The organism is Streptomyces sp. NPDC050264, from assembly GCF_040655895.1.
Classification (GTDB): domain Bacteria; phylum Actinomycetota; class Actinomycetes; order Streptomycetales; family Streptomycetaceae; genus Streptomyces.
In genome coordinates, this window is sequence record NZ_JBFAKV010000025.1 from 102,283 (window position 1) to 116,083 (window position 13,801).

Annotated in this window: 10 protein-coding genes; 8 read left to right on the forward strand and 2 right to left on the reverse strand. The window is 71.6% G+C overall.

What is annotated here, in order from left to right; genetic code table 11:
* The first annotated feature begins 140 nt into the window (after window positions 1-140).
* From AB0J02_RS34560 to AB0J02_RS34570, 3 genes are all read left to right on the forward strand, one after another.
* On the forward strand, window positions 141-767 hold the full coding sequence (locus AB0J02_RS34560) for a TetR/AcrR family transcriptional regulator (protein ID WP_363197833.1): 627 nt from the start codon (window positions 141-143) through the stop codon (window positions 765-767).
* Between the two features lie 51 nt (window positions 768-818).
* Window positions 819-1,520 carry a ribonuclease HII gene (locus AB0J02_RS34565; protein ID WP_363197795.1) on the forward strand — a complete coding sequence of 234 codons (702 nt, stop codon included), beginning with the start codon at window positions 819-821 and terminating at the stop codon, window positions 1,518-1,520.
* Between the two features lie 68 nt (window positions 1,521-1,588).
* Complete coding sequence (locus tag AB0J02_RS34570) at window positions 1,589-2,203, forward strand: hypothetical protein (RefSeq protein WP_363197796.1); 615 nt, start codon at window positions 1,589-1,591, stop codon at window positions 2,201-2,203.
* 81 nt (window positions 2,204-2,284) lie between these two features.
* Here AB0J02_RS34570 and AB0J02_RS34575 read toward each other — a convergent pair whose 3' ends face one another.
* Window positions 2,285-2,896, reverse strand: a complete 612-nt coding sequence (locus tag AB0J02_RS34575; RefSeq protein ID WP_363197797.1) for a hypothetical protein — start codon at window positions 2,894-2,896, stop codon at window positions 2,285-2,287.
* A 216-nt stretch (window positions 2,897-3,112) separates the two neighbouring features.
* Window positions 3,113-5,275: a RecQ family ATP-dependent DNA helicase gene (locus AB0J02_RS34580; protein WP_363197798.1), complete on the reverse strand. Its 2,163-nt coding sequence runs from the start codon at window positions 5,273-5,275 to the stop codon at window positions 3,113-3,115.
* A 133-nt stretch (window positions 5,276-5,408) separates the two neighbouring features.
* Here AB0J02_RS34580 and AB0J02_RS34585 point away from each other — a divergent pair, with 133 nt between their 5' ends.
* The 5 genes from AB0J02_RS34585 to AB0J02_RS34605 all read left to right on the forward strand — a co-directional run bounded on the left by AB0J02_RS34585 (window position 5,409) and on the right by AB0J02_RS34605 (window position 13,416).
* Window positions 5,409-6,830 carry a DUF4192 domain-containing protein gene (locus AB0J02_RS34585; RefSeq protein WP_363197799.1) on the forward strand — a complete coding sequence of 474 codons (1,422 nt, stop codon included), beginning with the start codon at window positions 5,409-5,411 and terminating at the stop codon, window positions 6,828-6,830.
* Between the two features lie 647 nt (window positions 6,831-7,477).
* The gene (locus AB0J02_RS34590) at window positions 7,478-9,346 is read left to right on the forward strand and encodes a glycogen debranching N-terminal domain-containing protein (RefSeq protein WP_363197834.1); all 1,869 of its coding nucleotides are present in this window, start codon (window positions 7,478-7,480) and stop codon (window positions 9,344-9,346) included.
* A gap of 107 nt (window positions 9,347-9,453) precedes the next feature.
* Entirely contained in the window at window positions 9,454-10,215 is a 762-nt protein-coding gene (locus AB0J02_RS34595; protein WP_363197800.1) for an NUDIX hydrolase, read from the forward strand.
* A gap of 221 nt (window positions 10,216-10,436) precedes the next feature.
* Window positions 10,437-12,368, forward strand: a complete 1,932-nt coding sequence (locus AB0J02_RS34600) for an ABC transporter ATP-binding protein (protein ID WP_363197801.1) — start codon at window positions 10,437-10,439, stop codon at window positions 12,366-12,368.
* Window positions 12,369-12,531: 163 nt separating this feature from the next.
* Window positions 12,532-13,416 (forward strand): FadR/GntR family transcriptional regulator, encoded by an 885-nt coding sequence (locus tag AB0J02_RS34605; RefSeq protein WP_363197802.1) that lies wholly within the window; start codon window positions 12,532-12,534, stop codon window positions 13,414-13,416.
* Window positions 13,417-13,801 lie beyond the last annotated feature (385 nt).

The following is a 13,801-nucleotide window of genomic DNA, read 5'->3' on the forward strand; positions in this document are numbered from 1 at the left end:
GCGTGTTAGTGAACGGTCCCGTTCACTGTCGCGTCAACGGTAGTGACTCCCCTTCAGTGAACGCAACCGTTCACTGAATTTACTGCCGTGCTTTTTTGTGCTGCTCGACGCCGCTCGATTTGCTCAACGGAGAGATGACGATGGTTACTTCGCGCTGGACGGCCGCTTCCGCCCAGTCGGCCGCTTCCGTGCGCAGGCGTGGTCCCGTACTCGAACGGGCCATCCTGGAAGCGGCGCTCGACCAGCTCAGTACGGTGGGCTGGAACGGCCTCACCATGGAAGGCGTAGCCGCGGGTGCGCAGACGGGGAAAGCCGCGGTGTACCGGCGCTGGCCCTCGAAGGAGGACCTCGTCGTCGATGCCCTGCAGGCCGGACTGCCCGAGCTGGACTCGGCCCCGGATCTGGGGAGCGTGCGCGAGGATCTGCTGGAGCTGTGTCGGCAGATGCGTGAGGCCATGTACTCCAGGCCGGGATTTGCGATTCGCTCTGTTCTTCACGAGTGCGACTCATTTACGGCGGAGCGCTTTCATGGCGTGATCATCGACGGTGTCGTCGAGCCCAGCGTTCGGCTGATCGAGGAAGTCGTACACCGCGGGATCGAGCGCGGCGAGGTGCGGTCCGAAGCCGCGAACGCCGCCGTGTACGACGTCATCCCGGCGATGATGATGTACCGCTCAAAGGTGTGCGGCAGCGAATGGGAAGAGGCGGACCTGGTGGCGTTGATCGACCAGGTCATGGTCCCCCTGCTGCGACGGCACGCGGACTGAACCCGGCCCGGTGTCGCGGCGGCATTTCGGCGGCGTACGCTGTTTGCCGCCATGCCGTACGAACCACCCACCCACACCGTCGAGCGCTCACTGCGCGCTGTCACCGGTGCCAAGATCGTCGCCGGTGTCGACGAGGTCGGCCGCGGTGCCTGGGCGGGCCCTGTCACCGTCTGCGCCGCCGTCACAGGACTGCGGCGCCCGCCGGAAGGGCTCACCGACTCCAAGCTGATCAGCCCCAAGCGCCGCGAGGTGCTCGCGGAGCAGCTGGAGAGCTGGGTCACCGCACACGCCCTCGGGCACGCCTCGCACGAGGAGATCGACCTCCTGGGGATGACCGCCGCCCTGCGGCTGGCCGCCGTACGCGCCCTTGAGGGGCTGCCGGTGCGGCCGGACGCGGTGATCCTGGACGGGAAGCACGACTACCTCGGTGCTCCCTGGCATGTCCGTACGGTGATCAAGGGGGACCGTTCCTGCATCGCCGTCGCCGCGGCGTCGGTGATCGCCAAGGTTCGCCGCGACAAAATGATGGCCGAACTGGGCGTCGACCATGCAGACTTCGGGTTTGCGGCCAACGCCGGATACCCGTCGCCGGTGCACCGTGCCGCGTTGGAGGAGCGGGGGCCCACCCCGCACCACCGGCTCACGTGGGCGTATCTTGATGCGCTGCCCCAGTGGCGGCACCTCAAGAAGGCCCGCAGCTGGGCGGACGCCAGCGTTCCGGAAATCGAGGGCCAGCTCGGCTTCGACTTCTGACCACTGTGTTCGCACTGATGTGCCACCCGCTGACGCGAGCCGCACCTGCGGTTGATAGATATCAGCTCATGCCTCTCATTCCCGAGGAGCCTCAGATTCACGAGAGTGCCCAGGGTCCCCGCACCGCGCCGACCCCTCGTCCCGTACCCGGCCCGCGTCCCGCGGTGCCGCCGCGACCCGGCCGTCCGGGTCCCGCAAGGCCCACGCCGCCCGCGCAGCGCACCCCGCGCGAGCCGGTTCCCGCCGCCAAGCCGGGGCCGAACGCCCCTGCTGTCCCGTCGACTTCGGCCTCCCAGCCGCAGGTCCAGCTCATCCCGGCCTCGGTCGAGGGCGCGCTGGACGCCGCGGAAGAAGCCCTCGACCTGCTGCTCGACTCGGGGCGCTCGCCCGGTGACGTCCTGGTGGTCACCACGGGTGAACCGCACCCGTGGGCCGCTCACGAGCTGTCGTTCGGCGAGGCCGCCTACTGGGCGCAGCACGACGCCGGCGACGACGTCTTCTACGCCGACGCCTCCGCCCTGGACCGTGCCGCGCCACGGCCGGTTGTTGTCGTGGCCGTGAACGGCGGCGCCGACGACGCGGTCGGCACATCGCTGCCGCTCGCTCTCGGCCGGGCCGGCACCCTGCTGATCGTGTGCGGCGACCCGCAGCGCGTCAACACGCTGCTGGGCGCCGGGGTCTGACGCGCCGCTTGCCGGCTGCCCGCACCGTTCATCGGTGTCCGGGGAGTCCGGCAGGCCGGTGCGTGACCGCGGCGCGGCGGTTCAGCGAGCCGCCGCGCGGCGGAGCATCTCCGTCGCGGCGCCGCCGGTCCGCGGTGTCGACTCCTCGTCGCCGCCGAGTACCTCGGCCACGGACCCCACACTCGGACGTCGGCCGCCACGGCCCTCGCCGAGCACCTGCCAGCCGTCGCGCGTCATCGTGATGTACGCCCCGCAGCGCAGACCGTGCAACGTGCAGGCGTCCCGTAGTCCCCACATCCAGGCCCCGTCCTCCTCGGTCCACCGGGTCTCGCCCTCACGGCAGTACAGCAGCACCGCCGTACGGACCGGAGTGCGACGCCGCAGGTCGTGAGGGATGACGCGGCGCAGCTGGGAGAGCAGGGCGTTGCGGAACGTCCAGCCGTCGGTCGCGCTGTCGCGCCGGGTGAACGACGCGCTGGCGTTCAGCCGTTCCTCCGGGTCGAGGACAGCCACCACCGCGGTCCGGGGTATGGGCCGGTGACGCGTGTGCAGTCCGCTGACGACCTCACGCGGATTGCGCAGCAGAGGGATCCCTGCCGCCGCCCACTCTGCGGGTTCGAGCAGCCTGGTCGGTCGGTTGACGGAATCGGCGGACATTGAGGCGGGCGAGGACGGAGTGAATCCGAAGGTCACGGTCCTCCCTTCGGCTACACGCCCGGACGCGGGCAGGGTCGGACTGGGGGAGCGCACCACGGCACAGCCCAACCGGACCACGGGGGCCACGCGGGGAACGCTGCCAATTCTTCCCGTCGCGTCGGCGCACGGCAACGAGCAATCACGGCCCGGATGCGGTATTTGACGATGCGTCGCCTATATCCCTGCCCAACGACTGGGTTTCCGACGCACGAATCAGCCCTGTACCGCCAGGACCAGCGGCAACACCGCCTCCGCGCCTGCCCGACGGAGCAGCCGGGCGGCCATCGCCAGCGTCCATCCGGTCTCCGTGTAGTCGTCGACGAGCAGCACCGGACCACTCGCGCGCGCGAGTGCCTCGGTCAGCTCGGGGGGCAACGTCAACGTGCCCTCCAGCGCACGCAGGCGCTGCGCACTATTGCTGCGTGGAAGGTGCGCGGTGTCGCTGCCCGGCGCATACTCGATGCGCCCGAGGAGCGGCATGCGGCCGACCTGAGCGATGCCCGCACCCAGCGACTCGATGAGCTGGGGGCGTGTGTGGGACGTCAGGGTGACCACGCCCACCGGGCGCGGCTGCGCGTCGGGGCCACCCGCCGCCCATCCGCCCGGGCCCTTGGCCCAGTCGGCCAGTACTTCCACGACGGCCCGCGCGACATCGTCCGGCACCGGCCCATCGGGGGCCTGGGGTGCGAGCAGGGGGCGCAACCGGTTGCCCCAGCCGATGTCCGAGAGGCGGCCGAGTGCCCGCCCCACACCCGTCTGTTCGCCGACCGGAATGCGTCCCTTGAGGTCGATGCCCACGGCCGCGAGCCCGGTGGGCCACATCTTCCTGGGCTCCACCTCGACTCCGGGGCGGCCGAGTTCGCCCCGCGCCGAGTTCAGCGCGTCCGCTGAGACGGCGGCTTCGATCCGTCCTCCCGCGCAGTTGTCACAGCGCCCGCACGGGACCGCCGCCTCGTCGTCCAGCTGGCGGCGCAGGAACTCCATGCGGCAGTCGGTCGTCGTGACGTAGTCGCGCATCGCCTGCTGCTCGGCCTCGCGCTGTTTGGCGACCCACGCATAGCGCTCGGTGTCGTACGTCCAGGGCTGACCGGTGGCAACCCAGCCGCCCTTGACCCGGTGCACCGCGCCGTCCACGTCGAGGACCTTCAGCATGGTTTCCAGACGCGAACGACGCAGCTCCACCAGGGGCTCGAGAGCCGGGAGCGAAAGCGGCCTGTCGGACTGCGCGAGCACATCCAAGGTGCGCCGCACCTGCTCCTCCGGAGGGAAGGCGAGCGAGGCGAAGTAGCGCCAGATCGCCTCGTCCTCCTTCCCCGGGAGCAACAGCACTTCCGCGTGCTCGACACCGCGTCCCGCGCGCCCCACCTGCTGGTAGTACGCGATCGGGGAGGAGGGCGAGCCGAGGTGCACGACGAACCCGAGGTCCGGTTTGTCGAAGCCCATACCGAGCGCGGAGGTGGCGACCAGGGCCTTCACCCGGTTCGCCAGGAGGTCCTCCTCGGCCTGCTGACGGTCCGCGTTCTCCGTCTTTCCCGTGTACGAGGTCACCGTGTGGCCGCACTGGCGCAGATATGCCGTGACCTCTTCGGCGGCGGCGACCGTGAGCGTATAGATGATCCCTGAGCCCGGCAGGTCGTCGAGGTGATCGGCCAGCCACGCCAACCGGTGTGCCGCGTCCGGCAGTTGAAGCACGCCGAGGCTCAGGCTCTCGCGGTCGAGCGGGCCGCGCAGCACGAGGGCGTCCGAACCGCCGCCGGTGCCGAGCTGATCTGCGACGTCCGCCGTCACGCGGGCGTTGGCCGTCGCCGTCGTGGCCAGGACGGGGACGCCCTGGGGCAGCTCGGCCAGCATGGTGCGCAGGCGTCGGTAGTCGGGACGGAAGTCGTGCCCCCAGTCCGAGATGCAGTGCGCCTCGTCGACGACGAGCAGGCCGGTGGCGGCGGCCAGTTGAGGCAGGACGTTGTCCCGGAAATCCGGGTTGTTCAGCCGTTCGGGACTGACCAGGAGGACGTCGACGTCCCCCGCCGCGACCTCGGCCCGGACGGCGTCCCACTCCTCCGTGTTCGACGAGTTGATGGTGCGGGCGCGGATGCCGGCGCGCGCGGCCGCCTCCACCTGGTTGCGCATCAGCGCGAGCAGCGGGGAGACGATCACGGTCGGGCCGCTGCCGCGCTCCCGCAGCAGCGCGGTCGCGACGAAGTACACCGCGGACTTGCCCCAGCCGGTGCGCTGCACGACGAGGGCACGTCTGTGCTCGGCGACCAGGGCCTCGATCGCGCGCCATTGGTCTTCGCGCAGCCGTGCCGTCCCGCTCGGGTCGGAGACCAGGCGGGCGAGTACGGCATCGGCGGCCGTCCGCAGCTCTTCGTTGCTCATGCCCCCATGCAACCCGATGGGACCGACATCGCGCGAACGAGGCCTCGGACCTGTGGACAACTTGTGTCGTGTCCCTGATCGAGGTTATCCACAGCCCAAAACGGAGTCCGTCGATCCGCGGCATGGTCGTCCCATGACGAATCACAGCGAGCCCGCCGGAGCGACCGGCGAGGCAAAGATCACCCTGCGCACGGCCGGTGAACTCGCCGAAGCGCTCCCGTATTTGCTCGGGTTCCGCCCCGACGACAGTGTCGTCCTGGTCGCCCTGCACAAAGGGCGATTCGGCGGCCGGGTGCGGCTCGGCATCCCCGAGCGGCCCGAGGACTGGCCGTCCGTGGCACAACAGATGGCCCGCTGCCTGATCGGCGAGTGCGAGCGCAGGGACGGGCGACCGGACAGCGTCGTCGCGTTCCTCTGCCAGGACGCGCCGGACCCGGGCATGGGCCCCGCGCGTCGGGTGATGGAGCGGCTGCGCCCGCTCGCCCAGCTCCTGCGCACGGCGTGCGGCAGCCTGGATGTGCCGGTCACGGAGGCGCTCTGTCTCTCGGACAGCAGGTACTGGTCCTACTGCTGTCCGCGCCCCGAGTGCTGCCCGCCGGAGGGGAATGTCATCGTCACCGGCGGCACCTCGGTGATGGCGGCCACGGCGGCCTACGCCGGTATTCACGTACGCGGGTCGGCACAGGAGGTGCGGGCGCGGCTGGCGCCGCTGGAGACGGCACTCGTCGTGGAGCAGACCAGGGCGCTGGACGCGGCGGCGATGGACCTGGTGCCGAGGATCTTCGCCGGCGTCTCGCGCGAGGAGGTGGAGGCGGAGACCCTTGACCTGGCGCTCCGCGTCATGGGCCGCATCGCGGACGCTCCGATCGACGACGCAGACCTGGATGCGGACCTCCGGGACGACGAACTGTTGGCACACGACGAGGCCGCGACCCTGATTCTCGGCCTCCAGGACCGTTCGACCAGAGACCGGGCGGCAGAGTGGATGGAGGGAGCGGAAGCCTCCTGCGCACTGCGTCTGTGGAGGGCGCTGGCGCGGCGCTGCGTCGGACCCTACGGAGAGCACGCCGCGGCGCCGCTGAGCCTCGCGGGCTGGATCGCCTGGTCGCTCGGTGACACGGTCGAGGCGGATCAGGCACTGGAGATGGCCCTCACGGTCGACCCGCGTTACGTGTTCGCCCGACTGCTCAACGCGGCACGTGCCGATGGAATCGACCCGGAGCCGGTTCGCCGCTCCCTGCGCGGAAAGCGGGCCGGTCGGGCGGGTCAGGAGGCGGCCGTGGAGGACACCGAGGCGGCCGAAAACATGGACGCCGAGGAGGCCTCGGCTGACGGGGTCTCCGTCGGCGGCCCGGGGCTCGCGGCCGTCGTGCCCCCAGGAGCCGTGGACCCGGGAGTGTCCAGGGCGGCTCGCGGTCTGGAGGCCGCGCTGCGGCGTCGCGGTGAGGGCCGCCATCGGGCGGGGACCCGGCCTGCACGGGCAGGCGGGCGTGCGCCACGGCGGCCTACCGGACACCGTCGGGCGGGACGCCAGCGCACCAGGGACGACGGATGAACAAGGCCATGGCGCCGGCCCGCCGGCGAGTGAGTCGGTGGTTCACCGCGCTGTGGCGTTACTTGAGGTGGGGCGGCTCCGTTCCTTTGGGTGTCGGTAGCGGCGGCCGGGCCGTGCCGTCGGCGCGTCCACCAGCCCGGCAGGATGCCGGCGCCTCGCGCGACCGTGCGCGAAAGGAGGCGCCCCATGCGGGCGTTGAGATCGAGGCCGAGCGTGGACCGAAGCACGGGTCCCGAGCTGGTCTGCGGGCACGGGCAGCGTCCCGGGCACGGCCGCCGGACGCATCGGGCCCGTGCGGGGTGGACCCCCCACGAAACCCCAGCCGTAGGGGATCGCGTAGTGGCGTCGGCGGACAGTGCGGGCGGCACGCTCACGGCGTCCTCACGCAAGGGGCAGTCGTGACGGCGAACGCGGCACGGCGCCCTGCGGTGTCGTCGCCCGACCGTGGGCTTGCCGCGGGGCGGGAGGTCGGGCCGCCGGAGCCCTCGCATCAGCGGCCCCATGCGTTCTCCGGCCGCCCCGCCCTCCAGCCGGCTTCGACAGCATCGGCCGCGGCGCCCCGGCGTTCGTCCGAACTCCCGCCCACGCACGGGGCCTTGATCTGCGTGGCTCTGCCGGGACTCGCGATCTCCTCCGACGACGGGCAGATGACGGCCCAGGGGCTCGAAGGCTTCTATCGCGGTGGCCGACGGCTTCTGGCGCGGTGTCTCATTCGTGTGGCGGGCCGAGAGCCGCTCGCTGTTCAGGCGCGCATGGTCTCGGCCGATCGCGCCCGCTTCGTGGGGACGGTGCGGGCAGCGCCCCACGGGGGGCCGGATCCGGATGTGGTTGTTGAACGGATCCGGCACGCCGACGGCACGGAACGCATCACGCTGCACAGCTCCGCGGCGCGGCCCCTTCGGCTGCCCCTGGAGGTGGCACTCGGTACGGACCTGGCCGAACTCGGTGCGGTGGCCGCCGGAAATCCGGGCCGCGAGTTGCCTGCGACAGTCCATGACTCGGGCCTGCGGTGGACGTCCCCGATCGGCCACACAGTGGTCACGGCGTCACCCCCGCCCACCGACGCCCTGGCCTCCGCAGGCCTGCTGCGCTGGGAGTTCGACCTGCCGCCCGGCGGTACGAGGACCGTCGAGCTGCGGGTGCGGGCGGACGGTACGGGCATCGGCAGAGCCGCGGGACACGGCGCTGTCCGCCCCCTCGCCGCGGCTCAGGCGCACGGGGACGACCCACGCGTGGGTCCCCTGCTGCGGACCAGTATCGATGATCTGCACGCACTCGTGGTGCGCGACCCCACGCAGCCGACAGACGTCTACCTGGCGGCGGGTGCGCCCTGGCGCTGCGGTCCGGCACCCGCCGAGGCTCTGACCGCGGCCAGGATGGTGCTGCCTCTGGGGACCCGCCTGGCCGGCAGCACGCTGCGAGCCCTTGCCCGCACTCAACTGGGCGAACCGAGCGGTGAGTTCGGGCGACTGCCGGGACCACTCCGGCACGCGGGCACACGCATGCCTCCGAGCTGCACCGGCATCGAGGCGACGCTCCTGTTCCCCGTGCTGCTGGCTGAAGCGACACGCTGGGGCCTTGCCGAGCAGGAGGTGACGGAGCTGCTCCCTGCGGCGGAGCGGTGCCTGCAGTGGTTGCGCGCCGCCACTCGCGCGGGTCCGTATCTCCCGGACCCCGCACCTGGCGGCCCGTCGCGCAGCGAGACCCAGGCCCACGCCCACCGAGCAGCGGTCCTCGGCGCCGACCTGCTCGACGCGTATGGCAGACCCGGGGGCGCGGAGCTGCGGCACTGGGCGGAGGAGCTGCGGCTGCGGTTCCGGCAGGACTTCTGGATCGAGGACCTGGGTGGCGGCAGACCGGCCGCGGCGCGCACCGCGGACGGGCGCCCGATGCCGCACCTGGGCAGCAGCGCCGCCCATCTCCTGGATACCGGGTTGCTCGGAGCCGGCTCATACGCGCCGGGCCTGCTGAACAAGATGCAGACCGAGCAGCTCGCGCGCCTGTTCGGCGGGCCGAGTCTGGATTCCGGCTGGGGGCTGCGGACCTTGGAGGTAAAGGGGGTGGCGTACAACCCCTTCGGCCATCGCGCGGGAGCGGTGCGTGTGCAGGAGACGGCGGTCGCCGTCGCTGGCCTGGCCGCCGCCGGATACGAGAAGGAGGCGGCATCCCTGCTCGGGGGTGTCCTCAGCGCCGCGGAGCACTTCGCGTACCGGCTGCCGGAGATGTACGCGGGGGAGCAGCGTGTCGAGGGTGGCGCCCCGCTACCGCATCCCGCCGCGTGCAGACCGGCCGCCGTCGCCGCAGCCGCCGGCGTGCACCTGCTGGCGACTCTGGCGGGCATCCGGCCGGACGCGCCCGCCGGGACGGTGACGCTGTCCCCGGTGCGCTGCGCCCCGCTGGGCGAGATCGGGCTGACAGGGCTGCGCGTGGCCGGGCACGCCTTCTCCGTGCGCGTCAGCCGGCTCGGCCTCGCCATGGTCGAGGAGGCCGCGGACGACTTGCAGTTGGGGGTGTGACCGGCTTGACCGGGGCAGGCCGGAGCATGTGCGTACGGCTCCAGGAACCGGCGGAAGCAACGAGTGAAGGGACTGTTTATCGTCAGGCAGACGACTATGATCGTTCCATGTCGCCCTACGACCCGTCGGCCTTCCCGCCCTTCGCTGTCACCGTCGACCTGGTCGTGCTCACCGTGCGCCGCCACGCGTTGTGCGCGCTGGCGGTGCGCCGCGGTGAACCGCCGTTCCAGGGGCGTTGGGCTCTGCCGGGTGGGTTCGTACGGGATGACGAGGACCTGACCGCGGCGGCCGCGCGTGAGCTGGTCGAGGAGACGGGGCTGTGTGCCCATGACGGAACCTCGCCCGCTCAGGACAACGGCGCGCACCTGGAGCAGCTGGGTACCTACGGTGATCCGAAGCGGGACCCTCGGATGCGCGTGGTGAGCGTCGCGCACCTCGCGCTGGCGCCCGACCTGCCCGCACCGCGCGCGGGCGGCGACGCGCACAGCGCCCGCTGGGCCCCGATCGAGGTACTGCTCAACGAGGGCGGGTACGAGCGGGAGGGCGAGCTGGCCGCACCCCTCGCCTTCGACCACGCGCAGATCCTGGCGGACGGCGTCGAGCGAGCCCGGTCGAAGATCGAGTACTCGTCGCTCGCCACGGCGTTCTGCCCGCCGGAGTTCACCGTCGGTGAGCTGCGCCGGGTGTACGAGGCGGTCTGGGGCGTCGCCCTGGACCCACGCAACTTTCACCGCAAGGTGACCGGGACGCCCGGCTTCCTGGTGCCGACGGGGGGCACCACCACGCGCCAGGGCGGTCGGCCCGCTCAGCTCTTCCGCGCGGGTGGCGCGACGCTGCTCAATCCCCCGATGCTGCGACCGGAAGTCTGACCGACCCGCCGATAGGGCGAGGCTGTTCCGCGAGAACCCGTGCGGCGGGGTGTGTCATCTGCGCGTTCCGACTCCGTACTCGCCAACACTTACGGCCGCCCCCTGCCCGAAAAGCCGGAAATATCGCGTTATCTTGCTGCAGTACCCACGGGGTTCTTCTGCCGCCCGGGCGGCAGTCGGGCCTCGGCCGCCGGGCGGTCGCCCATCCTGCGAGAGAAGCGATGATCCAGGCCATCGGACTGACCAGCAATGCCCGTAAGGAGAGCCCGCCCACCGTCGACGACGTGTCCTTCGACGCACGGGTGGGCCGTGTCACGGCGCTGCTCGGTGCCCGCGGGGCCGGAAAGACGACTGTGGTGCGGCTCATGCTCGAGCTCCAACAGGGGCGCGGCATCACCTACTTCAGAGGCCGCCCGCTGCACCGCATCCCCCTGCCCGCACGGGAAGTGGGCGTCCTGCTCGGCGATGTCCCCGGCCATCCGGCCCGAACGGTCCGCGGGCAACTGCGCATGCTGTGCTCGGCGGCCGGAGTGCCGATCCAGCGAGCCGACGAAGTGCTCGAGGTCGTCGGCCTGGTGAGCCTGCGCGACCAACGCCTGGGCGCCCTCTCCCGCGGCATGGACCGGCGGCTCGGCCTGGCCTGCGCCCTCCTCGCCGATCCGCACACCCTGGTGCTCGACGGCCCCGCGGACGGTCTGTCGGCCCGCGAGAGCAAGTGGCTGCACGGCATCCTGCGAGCGCACGCGGGCCTCGGCGGCACGATCCTGTTCACCACGGACGATCCCAAGGAGGCGGCGCGGACCGCGGACCGTGTCATCACCCTCGACGAGGGAAGACTGGTCGCGGACCAGGAGGTCGCCGACTTCGCGCGCACCCGGCTGCGACCCCGGGTCGCTGTTCGCAGCCCTCATGCCGCGCGTCTGGGTGTTCTGCTGGCCAAAGAGGCGCGCACGGCCAAGCGCACCGTCGAAGTAGTCCCCGAGGGCGGCAGTCGCCTCTCGGTGTACGGCAGTACCTGTGCGGACGTGGGGGAGACGGCGTTCCGGCACGGCATCCTCGTCCATCAACTCGCCGACGAGATCGGGGACGCGGGGCCCGCGGTGGCGCAAGCCCTCCCTTCGGGCGCCGACCCGGCCGCCCACGAGACTCCGACCACCGGACCTGAACCCGGCGCGCAGACGCGTCACTCCTTGGCCGGCGGCACTCCCGACACCCCCAACTCCCCAGTAACGACAAGCACGTTCGTACCACTCGTCGACACAACGCCCCTACCCGCGGCTACCGAAGGTGTCGCGGGAAGCCCGGGCGGCACGGAGGCCGGCGCGACCAGCTCGGCGACGGCCGCGCTCTCTCCACTGCCGCCCCCCATCACCGTCCGCTCGGCCCGCAGCCCACTGCGCCCTCTGCGCTACGAACTGCGCCGCGCGACCGGCATCGCCACCGGATACGTCACCGTCGCGCTCGTCCTCGCCGTCTCCGCGCTCCTCTCCGTGCTGCTCGCCCGCGTCGGGCACACTCCACAGCCCCGCCTGCTCGCCGCCTGGCCGCAGGGACTGCCCCTGCCCCCAGCCGCCCTCGGCGCAGGGCTGCTCGGCGCCTTCGCCTTCGGTGACGAGTTCCGTCACCCCGCGCTCGCTGCCGACCGTGGCACCGTCCCCCGCCGCCTGGGCCTTCTCTGCGCCAAACTGCTCGTCGGCGCGGCGACCGCCGTCCTCATGGCCGCTCTCGTACTCGGCTGCGACGCCGCGCTGCTCCATCTCGTATACGGATCAGAGCTCACGCAAGTTCCCGCCGACTGGCCATCGATGACCGCGAGTTGGGTGGCGCTCGTCGTCGCGTGTGCCTGGGCGGGGGTCCTTGCGTCCGGCGTGTTCCGGTCCACCGCGGCCGGACTCGCGGCGGTGGTGGCCGTGCCCGTCGTCATCGTGCCGCTCGTACAAAAGGCCTTGGAGGGGCCGTCCGTGCGAACGGCGGCAGGGCTTCCGGCCAGACTCCGTGATCTTGCTCTGGTGCACTGGCCGTTCGGCGCGGAGCGGTTTGTCGCCGCCGGGGTGCGGATGGTTGCCCAACCCGTCGGCGGGGCATTGATGTTGTCTCTCGGCGCTCTGCTCTGCGCATATCTGCTCACTGTGCTGCGTCCCAGGACACGATGACGACCGTCCGGCGCCTGTCGGCCCGGTGCTGTGCGCAACTCCCTCTGGCGCGCCCGTTTCTTTCCGATAAGGCGTCAATTGTGGCGAAGGGGGAGATCACCCTTTCGTGTGCTTTTCACCAAAGACCTCAAGGGAGTTGAGGACGGAGCCGACAACACATTCCGTGAGTACCCTTGCGCACACCATGATGACCGCCGCCCGCTCCGCCGACTCAGGCCTCGCCGGACCGGGTGAACTCGACCGCTACCCCTACGCGGGCTCGGCAGCCAACCGCGTCGGCCCTCCCGTCTGGGACAGCACGGACCAGGATCTCGGCCGGGTGAGCCGACGCGCCGCGGGCAGCCGGGGCCGCGGTCTGCACGGTCAACTCGTCCAGCAACTCGGGCAGATGATCGTCTCGGGCGACCTGGGCGCCGACCGCCCGCTGGTGCCCGAGGAGATCGGCCAGCGCTTCGAGGTGTCCCGGACCGTCGTCCGTGAGTCCCTCCGCGTCCTGGAGGCCAAGGGCCTGGTCAGTGCCCGGCCGAACGTGGGCACGCGCGTGCGTCCGGTCAGCGACTGGAACCTGCTGGACCCCGACATCATCGAATGGCGCGCCTTCGGGCCGCAGCGCGACGACCAGCGCCGGGAGCTGAACGAGCTGCGCTGGACGATCGAGCCGCTCGCCGCGCGCCTCGCCGCCGGGCACGGCCGCGAAGACGTACAGCAGCGCCTTGTCGACATGGTCGAGATCATGGGGCACGCCCTCGGGCAGGGGGACTCGATCACGTTCTCCCGCGCCGACGCGGAGTTCCACGCGCTGTTGATCCAGCTCGCCGGCAACCGCATGCTGGAGCACCTCGCCGGCATCGTCTCCGCCGCCCTCCAGGTCTCCGGTGGACCCGTCACGGGTTGTGACCGGCCGAACGAGACGGCCCTCGCGCATCACGCGCGCATCGCCGACGCGCTCGCCGCGGGCGACAGCTCCGGTGCCGAGACGGCCATGCGTCAGCTGCTGATGGTCCACCCCGAGGTGGAGCGTGTGGTGCCGGCGCCCCGCGAGCACTGATCGCGCCGGGGCCGTAGCGGAGCGAGGAGTACGAACCTGGTGTCGCCGGACGGCGCCCCCCATGTGCCCGCGCACGTGTGAGGGGCGCCCTTCGGCGACTCGGCTGTACGGGTTCGGTGACCCGCGCTCCCTCGCCCGTACGGCGGGACTCCGCTTGCGCCGGTCGGTGTCCGTGCGGACCGACTGTAGAAGTGACCGCCTATGTCGGTATCTTTACGTTTTTGGCCGCTTACGGGGTGTGACTCGGGCCACGCAGATTGGGCGTAACGCTCCTCGGGGCAACGCGATGACCTAAGAGGTGACTGCCGAGGAGGGAATACAGCAGCCGTTCGTGGCGCTGTCCATCTCCCCGGCCTCCGCCCGCGCCGTCGGCCCATCCCCAAGT